At 66.5% G+C, this 15,694-nt stretch carries 12 protein-coding genes; 5 read left to right on the top strand and 7 right to left on the bottom strand.

Features of this window, described 5'->3' with window-relative positions:
* The first annotated feature begins 9 nt into the window (after positions 1 to 9).
* Positions 10 to 1,413 (top strand): DEAD/DEAH box helicase, encoded by a 1,404-nt coding sequence (locus tag SM191_RS10070; protein WP_341506086.1) that lies wholly within the window; start codon positions 10 to 12, stop codon positions 1,411 to 1,413.
* 7 nt (positions 1,414 to 1,420) lie between these two features.
* On the top strand, positions 1,421 to 1,642 hold the full coding sequence (locus tag SM191_RS10065) for a DUF1289 domain-containing protein (RefSeq protein WP_341506085.1): 222 nt from the start codon (positions 1,421 to 1,423) through the stop codon (positions 1,640 to 1,642).
* A gap of 97 nt (positions 1,643 to 1,739) precedes the next feature.
* Here the strand turns inward: SM191_RS10065 and SM191_RS10060 are convergent, their stop codons facing one another.
* Positions 1,740 to 2,507 carry an enoyl-CoA hydratase/isomerase family protein gene (locus SM191_RS10060; protein WP_341506084.1) on the bottom strand — a complete coding sequence of 256 codons (768 nt, stop codon included), beginning with the start codon at positions 2,505 to 2,507 and terminating at the stop codon, positions 1,740 to 1,742.
* 362 nt (positions 2,508 to 2,869) lie between these two features.
* Between SM191_RS10060 and SM191_RS10055 the strand changes: the two genes are divergently transcribed.
* The 3 genes from SM191_RS10055 to SM191_RS10045 all read left to right on the top strand — a co-directional run bounded on the left by SM191_RS10055 (position 2,870) and on the right by SM191_RS10045 (position 8,111).
* Positions 2,870 to 5,809 carry a TonB-dependent receptor gene (locus tag SM191_RS10055; RefSeq protein ID WP_341506083.1) on the top strand — a complete coding sequence of 980 codons (2,940 nt, stop codon included), beginning with the start codon at positions 2,870 to 2,872 and terminating at the stop codon, positions 5,807 to 5,809.
* A 68-nt stretch (positions 5,810 to 5,877) separates the two neighbouring features.
* Entirely contained in the window at positions 5,878 to 7,305 is a 1,428-nt protein-coding gene (locus SM191_RS10050) for a glucoamylase family protein (RefSeq protein WP_341506082.1), read from the top strand.
* Positions 7,306 to 7,331: 26 nt separating this feature from the next.
* The gene (locus SM191_RS10045) at positions 7,332 to 8,111 is read left to right on the top strand and encodes an SDR family NAD(P)-dependent oxidoreductase (protein WP_341506081.1); all 780 of its coding nucleotides are present in this window, start codon (positions 7,332 to 7,334) and stop codon (positions 8,109 to 8,111) included.
* Between the two features lie 148 nt (positions 8,112 to 8,259).
* Here the strand turns inward: SM191_RS10045 and rarD are convergent, their stop codons facing one another.
* From rarD to SM191_RS10015, 6 genes are all read right to left on the bottom strand, one after another.
* On the bottom strand, positions 8,260 to 9,153 hold the full coding sequence (gene rarD / locus SM191_RS10040; protein ID WP_341506080.1) for an EamA family transporter RarD: 894 nt from the start codon (positions 9,151 to 9,153) through the stop codon (positions 8,260 to 8,262).
* Positions 9,154 to 9,198: 45 nt separating this feature from the next.
* Positions 9,199 to 9,429 carry a hypothetical protein gene (locus tag SM191_RS10035; protein WP_341506079.1) on the bottom strand — a complete coding sequence of 77 codons (231 nt, stop codon included), beginning with the start codon at positions 9,427 to 9,429 and terminating at the stop codon, positions 9,199 to 9,201.
* A gap of 137 nt (positions 9,430 to 9,566) precedes the next feature.
* Complete coding sequence (locus SM191_RS10030; protein ID WP_341506078.1) at positions 9,567 to 10,865, bottom strand: dihydrolipoamide acetyltransferase family protein; 1,299 nt, start codon at positions 10,863 to 10,865, stop codon at positions 9,567 to 9,569.
* Position 10,866: 1 nt separating this feature from the next.
* A complete protein-coding gene (locus SM191_RS10025; protein ID WP_341506102.1) occupies positions 10,867 to 11,874 on the bottom strand; it encodes an alpha-ketoacid dehydrogenase subunit beta in 1,008 nt (335 codons plus the stop codon).
* Positions 11,875 to 12,052: 178 nt separating this feature from the next.
* On the bottom strand, positions 12,053 to 13,348 hold the full coding sequence (locus tag SM191_RS10020; RefSeq protein WP_341506077.1) for a 3-methyl-2-oxobutanoate dehydrogenase (2-methylpropanoyl-transferring) subunit alpha: 1,296 nt from the start codon (positions 13,346 to 13,348) through the stop codon (positions 12,053 to 12,055).
* A 208-nt stretch (positions 13,349 to 13,556) separates the two neighbouring features.
* A complete protein-coding gene (locus SM191_RS10015) occupies positions 13,557 to 15,530 on the bottom strand; it encodes a sialate O-acetylesterase (protein WP_341506076.1) in 1,974 nt (657 codons plus the stop codon).
* Between the last annotated feature and the right edge of the window lie 164 nt (positions 15,531 to 15,694).

The following is a 15,694-nucleotide window of genomic DNA, read 5'->3' as shown; positions in this document are numbered from 1 at the left end:
GAAAACTGCATGAGCTTTGCCGATCTCGGCCTCTCCGACGAACTCCTGAAGACGGTCAACGACGCCGGCTATACCGAGCCGACGCCGATTCAGGCCTCCGCCATCCCGTCCGTGCTGATGATGCGCGACATCATCGGCATCGCGCAGACGGGCACGGGCAAGACCGCGTCCTTCGTGCTGCCGATGATCGACATCCTGGCGCATGGGCGCAGCCGCGCGCGGATGCCGCGCAGCCTGATCCTGGAACCGACGCGCGAACTCGCCGCGCAGGTCGCGGAGAATTTCGAGAAATACGGCGCCAACCACAAGCTTTCGATGGCCCTCCTCATCGGCGGCGTGTCGATGGGCGACCAGGTCAAGGCGCTGGAAAAGGGCGTCGACGTGCTGATCGCGACACCGGGCCGGTTGATGGACCTGTTCCAGCGGGGCAACATCCTGCTGACCGGCTGTTCGATGCTGGTCATCGACGAGGCGGACCGGATGCTCGACATGGGGTTCATCCCCGATATCGAGGAAATCTGCACCAAGTTGCCGTCGCAGCGGCAGACCCTGCTCTTCTCCGCGACGATGCCGCCGCCGATCAAGAAGCTGGCGGACAAGTTCCTCGACAATCCCAAGACGATCGAGGTGGCGCGTCCCGCCTCGACCAATATCAATATCAAGCAATGGGTCGTGCCCGTCGCGGCCCAGTCGTTCGAGAAGCGCAAGCGCCTGCGCCAGCTGCTCCAGCAGGAAGAGGTGCGCACCGCGATCATCTTCTGCAACCGCAAGACGACCGTGCGCGAGCTGAACAAGTCGCTCAAGCAGCATGGCTTCCGCTCGGGCGAAATCCATGGCGACATGGAACAGCCGCAGCGGCTGGCCGAGCTGGAACTGTTCAAGCGCGGCGAGGTCAACATCCTGGTCGCCTCGGACGTCGCGGCGCGCGGGCTGGACATCAAGGGCGTCAGCCATGTGTTCAACTTCGACGCGCCCTGGCACCCCGATGATTATGTCCACCGCATCGGCCGGACCGGGCGTGGCGGTGCGACGGGCATTGCCTATACCTTCGTCGCGCCAGACGATGCCGAGAATCTCGACAATATCGAGAAGCTGACCGGCCAGAAGATCGACCGGCTCGAACTCCCCGCCCCCGCCGAGGAGGAGCGTCCGGCCCGTCGTTCGCGTCGCGACCGGAGTGCGCGCCCGACCGAGACGGAGGCTCCCGCGCCCCAGGCCGAAGTCGTGGCGGAGGAACCCCGCGCCCGCCCGCCGCGTCCGCGTCGCGAAGAGCCCCGGTTCGAGGAACCACGCGCGCCCCGTGCCGAGGCTCCGCGCCGCGACCGTCGCCGGTCGGGCGGCGAGGAGGTGGCGGACGACAATGGCTGGAACGGCCCGATCCCGGACTTCCTGAAAGTCTCGTTCGGCCTGTAACCCGATCATGTCGCTCGACATCATCAGCTTCGTCGAACCCCAGCCGCCAAGCCTGGCCAGCCCCTGCGTCAATGTCTGCACGATGGACAAGGCGACGGGCTGGTGCTTGGGCTGCGCGCGGACGATCCGCGAAATCTCCAACTGGAGCGCCAAGCCCGCCGAGGAACGCCAGGCGATCCTGGCGGCCCTGCCCACCCGCAAGACGGAATTGGCCAAGCGCAAGGGGTAGGGTCGCGCGTTCCGACGCTCCCCCCTTTCCCACCTCCGTTCAGGCTGAACGGAGGTGAGGGCCTTGCCGGAACGGAGGCGAAAACCGTGACCGCCCCTTACCGTCCCACGAAACGCCCCGGCCGTCGCTCGGTCACCGCCCGCACGCCCTCGGCGAAATCCTCGGTCCGCATCAGCTTCGCCTGTTCGGCCAGTTCGTGATCCGTCGCCTTCTCGACCAGCGCACGCAGATCGCCGCGTAACGTCCGCCGGGTCGCCGCCATCGCCAGCGGAGCCGCCGCCGCGATCTCATGCGCCAGGGCCAGCGCGGTGTCGTACAGTGCATCGGCGGGTACGAGCTGGTCCACCAGCCCCCAGCGCTCCGCCTCTTCGCCCCGAATTCGCCGTCCGGTCAGCAACATCATCGCCGCCCGCTGTCGCCCGATCACCCGTTCCAGCACCGCCGAAATGCCGAAGCCCGGATGCAGCCCCAGCGCGACGAAGTTCGCCACGAACCGCGCCTCGGGCGCGGCGATGCGGAAATCCGCGACCAGCGCCAATCCCAGCCCGGCCCCGACCGCCGCCCCCTGCACCGCCGCGACAACGGGTGTCGCCACCCCGAACAGCCGGGCCGCCGCCATGTAGAAGGGGCTGCGCTCCCCCTGCGGCAGGGGATCGGCCACCGGATTGGCGCTGACCAGATCGGCTCCGGCGCAAAATACCCGACCCTCGGATCGCAGCAGGATCGCACGGATATCGGGATCGGCATCGGTGGTATCGAACGCACCCGCCAGTTCGGAAATGGTTCCCAGCCCCAAATGATTATTTGGGCTATTTCTTAGCGTTAGGATCGCGACAGGTCCGTCGCGGCGAATTTCCACAGTCATGCCCCCCTTTAGCGCGGTTTTGGAACCCATTGCCACCAACATACCCGTTGCTCGAAAGTCACACCCGCCGGGCTTTGTAACCGGTACCATGAAGGGGCGCTTGAGGCCTTCGTGGCGTTGGGACTAGATGACGGGCATGTCACGATGATCGGTCGGCACAGGCCGGGATCGGGCATCAGGAGCCGGCGGGCTCCGTGCCAGGAGAGGATGCCGGGCGGCCCGATGGCGGGTCGCCCTTTCCTCCCCAGCCGACCCGCCCCGCGCGCCCTTCGCGTCGCGGGAACCCGTTCAGGGTCCGGTACCAAAAAACATGGACCGGCGCGGGACGCAGCATCTCAGCCGTCGGCATATGGGGAACAGACATGAAGACGATGATGACGGCTGCATTGCGCGCGGTGCTGGCGACCTCCACGATCCTGGGCAGCGCGACGATGCTGGTCGCGCCCGCCGCCGCGCAGACCACGACCGCGCAGGTGCGTGGACAAGTGCGTAGCGCGGATGGCACCCCTGCCGGAGGCGCACAGATTGCCGCCGTCAATACCGGCACCAACCAGACCTTCCGCCAGATCGCGGACGCACAGGGCAACTATGTGCTCGGCGGCTTGCGTCCCGGCCAGTATCGCATCACCGCGACGGCAACCTCGGGTGAGACCGTTACGCAGGTCGTGGTCGTCGCGATCGGCCAGTCGGCGACGCTCGACCTGACGATCGGCACCGCCGCCCAGCCCGGCGGCGCGGACACGGCGGACATCGCCGGCGGCGGCAGCAGCAATGTCGAGGGCGGTGAAATCGTCGTGACCGGTGGCCGACTGGTCGAAACCAAGACCAGCGAAATCGCCACCAACATTTCGCAGGAGCAGATCCGCACCCTGCCGCAGACCGACCGCAACTTCCTGAGCTTCGCAGCGCTTGCCCCCGGCGTCCGCTATAATGACAGCGAGACCGACAAGAGCTTCTCCTCGGGGGCCTCGCCCGCCGGGCAGGTCAACGTCTTCATCGACGGCGTCAGCTACAAGAACAACGTGCTCGACAGCGGCGTCGCGGGCCAGGAAGACAGCCGTGGCAATCCCTTCGGCCAGTTGGCGGTCGGCGAATTCCGTGTCCTGACCCAGAATTACAAGGCCGAATATGAACAGGCCGGCGCCGCGATCATCACCGCGACGACCAAGTCGGGCACCAATGAATTCCATGGTGAGGCCTTCGCCCAATATACCGACCGCAACCTGTCCTCGACCGATTATTTCGTGAAGCAGGCCGGGCTGCCCAAGCCCGCCTTCGAGCGCAAGCAATATGGCATCTCGCTGGGCGGCCCGATCATCAAGGACAAGCTGTTCTTCTTCGCCGCCTATGAGGGCAACGACCAGAATCGCGCGTTCAACGTCCGCCTCCAGAATCGCACGCCCGAAAACGTCGCGCGCTTCGGCCAGTATGAGGGCGCGTTCGTCAGCCCGTTCCGCGGCGATTTCTATTTCGGCAAGCTGACCTTCGTCCCCGACGATCGCCAGACCTTCGACCTGATCGTCAGCAAGCGCGTGGAAACCGACATCACCGGCTTTGGCGGGGCGTCGACCAACGCCTATTCCAACGCGCTGAACAAGAAGAACAACGTCGACACCTATATCTATCGCTGGACCTATCGCGGCGACAGCTTCATCAACGAATTCAACGCCAGCTATCTGAACTATACCTACAACCCGACCTCGCTCGATCCGAACAGCAGCACGTTCAACTATCAGGGCGTGATCCGCTTCGGCGGCAAGGAAAGCACGCAGCGGATCAGCCAGGCGAGCTACACGCTGCGCAACGACCTGACCTGGACCGGGATCGACAACCACGTCATCAAGGGCGGCATCCGCTTCGCCTTCCAGGACTATACGTTCCTGAAGAACTTCTTCGTCCAGCCCTTCTACGATTTCCGCAACGATCCGACGAACGGGCTGGACTTCTCGTTTCCGGCGACCGCGCAGATCGGCATCGGCAACCCGCGCATCGCCGCATCCAACTCGCAGGTCGGCCTGTATCTCCAGGACGACTGGGACGTGACCGACAAGTTGCAGGTCAATGTCGGCCTGCGCTGGGATTATGAGAGCAATCTGTTCAACAACAACTATCGCACGCCGGACGCCGCCGCCGCGCTGCTGCGCCAGTTGCCGCAGACCTCCTATTTCAATCCCACCGACTATATCACCGACGGGACCAACCGCCCGCCCTTCCTGGGCGCGTTCCAGCCGCGTGCCGGCTTCTCCTATGACTTCAAGGGGGATCAGAGCACGGTGCTGTTCGGCGGCTATGGCCGCTATTACGACCGCAACGTGTTCAACAACACGCTGGATGAGCAATTCCGCCTGCAATATGCCTATGGCCAGCTCTTCTTCTCGCGCGACGGTCGCCCGCGCGCGGACGGCACGCCGACCGTGGTGTGGAACGACCGCTACCTGACGCGCGACGGCCTGCTCTCGCTGATCGCCAATGCGCAGACCGGCCAGCCCGAGCTGTTCGCGGTGAAGAACAACGCCCGCCCGCCCGTTACCGACCAGTTCACCCTGGGCGTGCGCCAGCGGATCGGGATTTTCCAGGCGAGCCTGAGCGGCAGCTATGTCGCGGGGCGCAACGGCTATACGCATCTGTTCGCCACCCGGAACGCCGATGGCACCTGCTGCAATGTCGGAGACGGCAGCCCGACGCGCAATGCGGGCTTCTCCAACGTGCTGATCGGCTATGACGGGCTGAAGACGCGTTACAAGGCGCTCTTCTTCACCCTCGACAAGAACTATACGCAAAGCTCGGGCTGGGGCTTCAACCTGGCCTATACGCTGTCGAAGGGCGAGCAGAACGGCAACGACCTGTTCAGCCTGCAATATGCCACGCCCGAGGCCTATGGCTATCGCCCGCGCCCCGGCGACGAGCGGCACCGGCTGGTCCTGTCGGGGATCGTCGACCTGCCGCTGGGCTTCAAATTCTCGACCATCACCACGCTGGGCAGCGGCAGCGCGTACCAGGTCACCGACGAGACGCGGGGCAGCACGCCCAGCCAGGTGCAGGTCTATACCGTCTATCCGCCCAAGAACTGCATCAAGGGCATCGCCGCCTTCTGCGAGGTCAACATGACGTTGCAGAACGACATCGAGATTTTCGCTGGCCACAAGCTCAATCTCGCGGTCGACCTGCTCAATGCGTTCAACAGCAAGAACTTCGGCGGCTTCGACGACTTCACCAACGCCACCGACCCGCTGACGCAATTGCCGCGTGAGCTGATCACCCTGCCCCGCCGGGTGCAGTTCCGGGTCGGCTATCGCTTCTGACGATCGACCGGGCCGGGCGCCGCACAGGCCCCGGCCCGGCCCATCCCGGATCGAAGCGAGGAGAGACCATGTACGATCGTCGCCGCGTCCTGACCCTGGGCGGGCTGAGCCTGGCCGCCCTGGCGACAGGCTGCACCGGAATGGGGGAGCGGGTTCGCCCCCCGCGCATCATTCCCCTGCCCCAGCCCGACCTGATCCGCGATCTTCAAGAGCGCACCTTCCGCTTCTTTTGGGAAACCACCGATGCGGAGACCGGCCTCGCCCCCGATCGCTGGCCGACGCCGTCCTTCGCCTCGATCGCGGCGGTGGGCTTCGCGCTGACCGCCTATCCGGTGGGCGTGGTCAATGGCTGGATCACGCGGGAAGAGGCGCGGGCCCGGACGCTGACCACACTGCAATTCTTCGCCGACGCGCCGCAGGGGCCGGGCGAGACGGGGTTCAGCGGTTACAAGGGCTTCTTCTACCATTTCCTGGGCGTGACCAAGGGCCAGCGCTTTGCCCGATGCGAGTTGTCGACGGTCGACACCGCGCTGCTGCTGGGCGGCGTGCTGTTCGCGCAAAGCTGGTTCGACGGCGATCATCCCGACGAAGCGCGCATCCGCACGCTGGCGGACCGGATCTACGGCGCGGTCGACTGGACCTGGATCACCCCGCGCGCGCCGCTGCTGTCGATGGGCTGGCACCCGGAGACGGGGTTCATCAAGTCCGACTGGAACATCTATAACGAGGGGATGCTGCTCTATCTGCTGGCGCTGGGCTCCCCCACCCATCCGCTACCCGAGGGCACGTGGCAGGCCTGGTCGAGCCGGTTCGAGCCGAGCTGGAGCGATCGCTGGGGCGAGCCGCACCTGCATTTCGCGCCGCTGTTCGGCCATCAGTACAGCCATGTCTGGATCGATTTCAAAGGCATCCGCGACGGCTATATGGCCGCCAAGGGCATCGACTATTTCGAGAACAGCCGTCGCGCGGTTCATGCCCAGCGGCAATATGCCATCGAGAATGCCGGGCGCTGGCGCGGCTATGGCGCGGATGTCTGGGGGCTGACCGCATGCGACGGGCCGGGCGATTTCGTCCAGACGATCGACGGCGTCCCCCGCGAATTCTACAGCTATTCGGCGCGCGGGCCGGGCGAGCGCGACGATGGAACGCTGGCCCCGACGGCGGCGGCGGCCTCCATCGCCTTCGCCCCCGACATCGCCATTCCGGCGGTGCGCGCAATGCATGACCGCTATGGCCAGGCCATTTACGGCAAATACGGCTTTCTCGACGCGTTCAACCCGACGCTGACCGATCCGCCCGAACCGTTGAAGCACGGGCATATCGTCCCCGGCGTCGGCTGGGTCGACAAGGATTATCTGGGAATCGACCAGGGCCCGATCGTCGCGATGATCGAGAATCAGCGGACCGGCCTGATCTGGAAGACGATGCGACGGAACCCGCATCTGCGGCGGGGATTGCAACGGGCAGGATTTACCGGCGGCTGGCTGAACGAATAGCCGCCGCCCCTGTTGGGAGCGCGGCGATGACCGACACCATCCTGATCACCGGCGCCTCCGCCGGACTGGGCGCGGATTTTGCGCGGGCGCTGGCGAAGAAGCCCGTCACGCTGGTCCTGACCGCCCGGCGGACCGACCGGCTCGCGGCGCTGGCGACCGAACTGGCGCAGCGGCCGGGCGTGGAGATGCATGTCATCTCCGCCGATCTGGGACGGCCGGAGGGGGTGAAGACGCTGCTCGACGGGATCGCCGACCGGGGGCTGTCGGTCGACACGCTGATCAACAATGCCGGTTACGGCGCGCTGGGCGACTTCGCCGACAGCGATCTGGCGACACAGACGGGGATGATCGACCTGAACATCCGCGCGCTGGTGACGCTGACCCATGCGCTGATCCCGCCCATGCTGGCGCGCGGGCATGGGAGGGTGCTGAACATCGCCTCCACCGCCGCCTTTCAGCCGGGGCCCTATATGGCCGTCTATTATGCCAGCAAGGCGTTCGTGCTGCATTTCTCCGAGGCTTTGCACGAGGAGGTGAAGGGTCGGGGCGTGACCGTCACCGCCCTTTGTCCGGGGCCGACCAGGACCGAGTTCGCCGATATCGCAGGGATGGCCGAGATGCCGTTGTTCACCCGCTTCGCCTCGGATTCCGAACAGGTGGTGCGCGACGGGCTGGCGGCGCTGGAGCGGGGACAGGCGGTGATGGTGTCGGGACTGCTCAACCGCCTGACCGCCGCCAGCACCAGGGTGACGCCACGCGGCGTTCTCCGGCGGGCGGTGGCGAAATTGCAGAGCGGGCGGCGATAGGTTTTTGTTCGCGCGGAGGCGCGGAGACGCGGAGGTGTCTTGCCCAGCCGAAGGCTGCCTGTTTCAACAACCAAGCGGCTTCGTCTGCCGATCGAGACAAAAGTCGCCAGCGCGGCGCGTCCAGACACCTCCACGCCTCCGCGCGAACCTATTCCGCCGTTACCGGTGTCCGGCTACCCCGCACACTGTCGAAGGCATAGAGCGCGCACCCCGTCCAGATCAGCGCGAAGGTGACGATATGGACGAGCTTGAGCGGCTCGCCGAACAACAACACGGCCTGTGCGAATTGCAGGGTCGGGGCGATATATTGCAACAGCCCCAGCGTCGTGTAGCGCATCCGCCGCGCCGCCGCCGCGAACATCAGCAGGGGGGCCGCCGTCACCGCCCCCGCCAGGATCAGCAGCATGTCGAGATGCCGGTCCGCCCCGAACGCCGCCGTGCCATTCGCGCTGGCATGGAACAGCACCGCCAGCGCAGGCGCGGCCAGCAGCAATGTCTCCACCGTCAGACCACCCAGCGCGTCGATCGCGGCGATCTTGCGGACGAAACCGTAAAAGCCGAACGACAGGGCCAGCGCCAGCGAGATGCCGATCGCCCCACCGCCGCTGAACGCCAGCACCGCGACGCCGAGCGCGGCGATCCCCACCGCCACCGCCTGTCCCCGCCGGATCCGCTCACCCAATAGCGCGACGCCGAGCGCGACATTGACCAGCGGATTGATGAAATAGCCGAGACTCGCCTCCAGCACATGATTGTGCTGGACCGACCAGATATAGACCAGCCAGTTGATCGCGATCAGCGCCGCGCTGGCGCAGAGCAGCAACAGGGTCCGCCCCCGCGCCGCCGCGCGAATCGCGGCTCCACGCCTGGCGATCAGCACCACCACAGCGAGTAACAGCAACGACCACAGGATACGATGCGCCAGCACCTGAAGCGCGGGCACGCCCTTCAACAGCTTCAGATACAGCGGCAATATGCCCCAGCTGATATAGGCCCCGATGCCGAGCAACAGGCCGGTGCGTGCGGTGCGATCGGTCGTCATGCCCGCCCATGTCCACGCTTGGACGCGGGAAGGCAAGCCGGGGCGTTACCCGGTGACCATCCCGCTCACCTCGACCAGGCCGCCGCGATTGATCACGCGCCCTGCGACCATGCCGCTGATCCGGACCTCGGCCCCGCGCTCGACGACGACGTCACCCGCGACCATTCCCTTGATGACGGCGCGGACACCGGGCGCCACGATCACGTCTCCGCCGATCATTCCGTTGACCACGCCGTCCGAAGAGACGTCGACCGATCCTGCCATCATGCCGCGCATTCCGCCCTCCTGCTTTCGATGTAGGACGCCCGCCCGGTGGATAGGTTCATGCGCGCGCTTTGACTTCGCTCAGCGTGAACGGAGCTTTGGTCCCAACCCCGTTCAGCCTGAGCGAAGTCGAAGGCCAAGGGAATCGCTCAATCCGCAAACAGCATCACCGGCGTCTCCAGCAACTGCTTCAACGCCTGGACATAGCTTGCCGCATCATAGCCATCGACCACCCGGTGATCGCAACTGATCGACAGGTTCATCAGCTTGGCCCGCGCGATCGTCTCTCCCCCGCGCCCGTCGGAGCGAAAGACCGGCCGCTCGACGATGCGGTTCGGCCCGATGATCGCGACTTCGGGGCGGTTGATGACCGGCGTCGTCGCGATGCCCCCGAGCGGCCCCAGCGAGGTGAGCGTGATCGTGCCGCCGCCCATGTCGGCGCTGGCGATGTGTCCCCCACGCGCCGCATCGGCGAGGCGGGCGATCTCGGTCGCGAGTTGCCAGACATTGCGGCTCTCGGCGTTGCGGATGACCGGGACCATCAGCCCGGCGGGCGTCTGCGTCGCCATGCCCATATGCACCGCACCCGAACGGTTCACCACGCCCGCCTCGTCATCGTAGCGCGCATTGAGCATCGGAAAGTCGGGCAGCGTCTTGCAGATCGCAACGATCAGCAGCGGCAGCATCGTCAGCTTGGGGCGGTTGCCGCGCCCCGCGTTCAGCTGCGCACGCGTCTCCTCCAGCGCGGTGACGTCGATTTCCTCGACATAGGTGAAATGCGGGATGGCGCGCTTGGACGCGGCCATGTTTTCGGCGATGCGGCGGCGCATCCCGATGACGCGGACCTGCTCGTCGGCGCGGGGGCCCCGGATGGGGGTGTAGCCCTGTGCCGAACCATAACGAAGGAAGGCGTCGAGGTCCGAATGGCGCACCCGCTCGCCCTCGGCGGGCTTCACGTTGGCCAAGTCCACGCCCAGATCCAGCGCACGGGCACGAACCGCGGGCGAGGCCAGCACCTTCTTCTGCTCCCTCTCCCCTTGTGGGAGAGGGTCGGGGTGAGGGGTGGCCACGGGGGACGTCGCTTGCGGCTCCCCCTCACCCCGCCCCTCTCCCACAAGGGGAGAGGGAGTTTGCGCTTCTTCGACGCCGGGATTTTCGGCTTCGAGCACGGGTCCTTCCGTCGCGGGCGATACCGCCGCCTCCACCGCATCCGTCTCGATCACCATCAGCGCCGATCCGATCGGCACCTGGTCGCCGACCTCGCCCGCCAGTTCGACGACGATGCCCGACACCGGCGATTCCATCTCGACCGTCGCCTTGTCGGTCATCATGTCGGCGACCGACTGGTCCTCCTCGACCCGGTCGCCGATCTGTACGTGCCACGCGACGATCTCGGCCTCGGAGATGCCTTCGCCGATATCGGGCAGGCGGAAGGTGAAACGGGCCATGTCAGGCGTCCTTCAACAAGGTCTTGAGCGCCTGGCCGATACGGACCGGGCCGGGGAAATAGGCCCATTCCAGGCTGTGCGGATAGGGCGTGTCGAAGCCGGTCACGCGCGCGATCGGCGCTTCGAGATGATAGAAGCAGCGCTCCTGGACCAGCGCGGACAGCTCCGCGCCGAAGCCTCCCGTCCGCGTCGCCTCGTGCACGATCATGCAGCGGCCGGTCTTCTTTACCGACGCCTCGATCGCCTCGATGTCGAGCGGGATCAGCGTGCGCAGGTCGAGGATTTCGGCATCGACGCCCATCTCGGCCACCACGGCGGCGCAGACATGGACCATCGTGCCATAGCACAGGATCGTCACCGCCTCGCCCTCACGCACCGTCGCCGCCTTGCCGAGCGGGACTTTGTAATAGCCGGTCGGCACCGCGCCACCGGGGTGCTTGGACCAGTTCTCCGCCGGGCGATCCCAATGGCCGTTGAACGGGCCGTTATAGATGCGCTTGGGCTCGAAGAAGAGGACGGGGTCATTGTCCTCGATCGCGGCGATCAACAGGCCCTTGGCGTCATAGGGCGTGGCCGGGATCACCGTCTTTATCCCGGAGACATGGGTGAAGATACCCTCGGGCGACTGGCTATGCGTCTGGCCGCCGAAGATGCCGCCACCGAAGGGCGAGCGTACGGTGATCGGCGCGGTGAACTCCCCCGCCGAGCGATAGCGCAGCCGTGCCGCCTCGCTGACCAGCTGGTCGAGCGCGGGGTAGATATAGTCGGCGAACTGAATCTCGGGCACGGGCCTTAGGCCATAGGCGCCCATGCCGACCGCGACGCCGATGATGCCGCATTCGGTGATCGGCGTGTCGAATACGCGGGTCTTGCCATATTTCTTCTGGAGGCCCGCAGTCGCGCGGAAGACGCCGCCGAAATAGCCGACATCCTCGCCCATCACGACCACATCCGGGTCGCGCGCCATGACCACGTCCATGGCGGAGTTGATCGCCTGGATCATGTTCATGCGGGTGGTTTCGCCCGTTTCGGGGGCGGTTTCGGTGCTGGGATCGCTCATCGATACTCTTCCACCCCGGCGAAGGCCGGGGTCCAGTTGCGAGACGATAGGAGGCGCGCAATGCCCTGCGGACGCCGGGCCGTGGCGAATGGGCCCTGGCCTTCGCCGGGGTGGTGCGGACGGGTGTTCACTGGCGCGCCCATGGCCGTCCGCTCGCCCGTTCCTCGTCCAGCATCTGCTGGCGCTGCTCGTGAAGGTGCCAGGGCATCTCCTCGAACACGCCGTCGAACATGCTGTCGAGCGGCTGGTGCAGGCCATGGCCCAGGATGCCGTTGGCCTCGGCCGCCTTTTGCGCGGCGCGGACTTGCTCGGCGACTTCGCGGTCCTGAGCCGCGTGGGCGTCTTCGTCCCATTCGCCCAAGCCGATCAGATGATCCTTCAACCGCCGGATCGGATCGCCCAGCGGCCAGGCGGTCGGCTCGCCCGCCGAGCGATATTGGGAAGGATCGTCGGAGGTCGAGTGCCCCTCGGTGCGATAGGTGAAATGCTCGATCAGCGTCGCGCCCTGATTGGTCCGCGCCCGCTCGGCCGCCCATTGCGTGGCCGCATAGACCGCCAGCGCGTCATTGCCGTCCACCCGAAGGCCTGCAAGGCCATAGCCGATCGCCCGCGCGGCAAAGGTCGTCGCCTCCGCGCCCGCGAAACCGGAAAAGCTGGAGATCGCCCACTGGTTGTTGACGACGTTCATCACGACCGGCGCGCGATAGACGGCGGCGAAGGTGCAGGCCGAGTGGAAGTCGCCCTCCGCCGTCGAGCCCTCGCCGCACCACACCGCCGCGATCCGCGTATCGCCCTTGGCGGCCGAGGCCATCGCCCAGCCCACCGCCTGCGGATACTGCGTCGTCAGATTGCCCGAGATCGAGAAGAACCCGGCCTCTTTCGCGGAATACATGATGGGCAATTGCTTGCCGCCCAGCCGGTCCGCGCTGTTGGAATAGATCTGGTTCATCATGTCGACCAGCGGCCAGTCGCGCGCGATCAACAGCCCCTGCTGACGATAGGAGGGGAAGCACATATCCTCATAATCCAGCGCATGGGCGGCGGCGACGGCGACCGCCTCCTCGCCCAGCGCCTTCATGTAGAAGCTGGTCTTGCCCTGGCGCTGGGCGCGGAACATCCGCTCGTCGAAGGCGCGGAGCAGCACCATGTGGCGCAGCATCCGGCGGAGCCGATCGGGCGAGAGCTTGGGATCCCAAGGGCCGACCGCGCGGCCCTCGTCATCGAGCACGCGGATCAGCGTGTAGGCGAGTTCGTGGAAGCTGTCGGCAGGCGCGGCGGTGTCCGGGCGGCGCTGGGCACCGGCGGGCGGAACCTCCACCCCGGCGAAGTCGACCGCATCGCCCGGCCGGAATTTCGGCTCGGGCACGTGCAGTTGCAACGGGGCCAGGTTGGCGCGCGAAATGCCTTCTGGCGGCACGGCCATGCTCTCTCCTCAACGCTTCGCCCGATTCCGTCGGGTCGTTGCTATCTTTCAACCGGATGACATTTTATTTCAAGCACCTTTTGGAGCGCTTCATCCGGTCGAACGCGTCGAGTGGCGGGATTTCTCCCATCATTCCCGTCGCCCCAGCGCAGGCTGGGGCCTTTTGGAGAGGGAAGGCTGCTCTCTCCAAGGGGCCACGACGGGTGCTTTACTGGCCGCTGATCGCCATCTCGAACGGCACCACCGGATGCGGGGCCTCGTCATAGACATTGACGACCGGCGCATCGGCCCAGGCATAGCGGACGCGGACATCGCCCGGCGTCGCACCGGCCAACCGCACCTCCGCGCCGTTCACCGTCGCACTCGCGTAGCGACAGGCCGACGCATCGCATAGCTGGAACCCGATCGGTGCCGCCCCGCTCCACGCATGGAGCGCCCCCTGCACGCCCGCAAAGCGCAGCACCACCTCGTCCTGGCCCCGCGTCGCAGAGGCAATCATCGGGCCCGAGGCATTGGCGCGGTCCCCCGCCTCCAGATACTGTTGCGCGAAGACCAGCCGCTTGGCGAGTTCGTTCTTGTCCGCCGGGTGGATGTCGTTGCGCACCCCGATATCGATCGTCGTCGCCAGCGCGCTATGCGCATCGCGCAGCACCGCCAGCCGCTGCGTCTCGCGGAGCGCGGCCCAGCCGCTATCCTCGATCTTGACCGGCGGCGCGCCGAAATTGGCGAGTTGCACGATCAGGAAGGGCAGGTTCGCATCCCCGAACTGCCGCCGCCACCCGGTCATCAGCGCGGCCAGACGGTCGCCATAATCGGCACGGCCCACATCGGATTCGCCCTGATACCAGGCGACGCCCTTCAACCCGATCGGCCCCAGCGGTGCGATCATGCCGTTATAGAGGGTGCCCAGCCCCGCATGGCTTTCCCAAGGGCTGCGCGGATAGCTCTGGTCGTTCGCCTTGTAGATGGAATAGCGCCAGCCGGTGCCGAGCGGGATCGGCTGGCCGCCGGCGGGCGTGAACCGGATCCTGTCGCCGGGCCCGAACATGCCGCCCGGACCATAGGTATCGCCCAGCGCGATGACGATCTCGTTGCGCCCCTTCTTCAACGCCGCACGCGGCACGGTGTAGCGCCGCCAGTCGCCCCAGCCGAAGGTCGCCCCGACCACCACGCCGTTGATCCACACGGTGTCGAGTTCGTCGATCCCCGCCAGTTCGATTACCCCGTCGCCGGTCGGCGCGCTGGGCAGGTCGAAACCCTGCCGGAACCAGACCAGCCCGTTATAGTCGGCCAGCGCGGGCACGCCCCATTCCTCCCAGGGGCTGAATTTGGGCACCGGTTGCCAGGTCAGGCGGTCGGGCGCGTTCCACGGTTCCTGCCCGCGCTTCGTCCCGCTCGCCTTGCGCCACCAGTCGCCCCAGCGATCGCCGAACACGCGGAGCCCCGCCGCATGGTCGCGGGCATAGAGCGCCAGCAGATCGGCATCGGCGCCCAGCCCCGGCAACTTGCGCGCGTCGGTCCCGGCGATCCAGGGCAGGATCTTGGTCCCGCCCCAACTCGAATCGATCGCGCCCATCGGCACGTTCGCCTTGGCGGCCAGGTCCTTGACCATCAGATAGCAGGCCGCCGAGAAATCGCGGACGCTCTCGGGGGCCGACGCCGCCCATACGGGGCGCTTTTGCAATGGTTCGTCGGCGGACAGTCCGACATGATGCGCGATATCGAGCAGCCGGATGCGGTCATTGGCCGAACCGCCGACCAGCCCCTCGCCGTTCAGCGCCTGCTTGGTCGGATATTCCATGTTAGACTGGCCCGAACACAGCCAGACATCGCCGATCAGCAGATCGTCCATGCTGTCCGCCGCGCCGTCCCTGCCGGTCGCGGTCAGGGTCAGCGGGGTCGCCGTCGCCGCCATGGCGGGCAGCGTCGCGCGCCAGCGGCCCTGGCGGTCGGCCGTGGCATCGGTGCTTTGGTCGCCCAGCTTGACGGTCACGCGCTCGCCCGGATCGCCCAGCCCCTCGACGATGATCGGGCGGTCGCGTTGCAGGACAGCATGGGCGCTCATCGGGGTCACGATGCGGGGCCGCGCCTCCGCCATGACCGGCCATGCCGCCACCGCGCCAAATGCGAGCGCCAGACCCACGCCGCCCCGAGCACCCGAACGCCATTGCCCCTTCCGCATCGTCAACCCTCTCCTGTACCGACGATACCGCCCGTTCGCGGCCATCGGCTGTCCCGCCGATCATAGGTTCGCCGGAATGATAACGCTATCGGGAAACGATCCTCCCCGGCACGGGGAGGGGGACCAGCGAAGCTGGCGGAGGGGCGTCCCACACAGGACATGGC

The organism is Sphingomonas sp. 2378, from assembly GCF_038084995.1.
Classification (GTDB): Bacteria; Pseudomonadota; Alphaproteobacteria; order Sphingomonadales; family Sphingomonadaceae; genus Sphingomonas.
The sequence above is the reverse complement of the archived record's forward strand: the minus strand, read 5'-3'. Positions and strand labels throughout refer to the sequence as shown.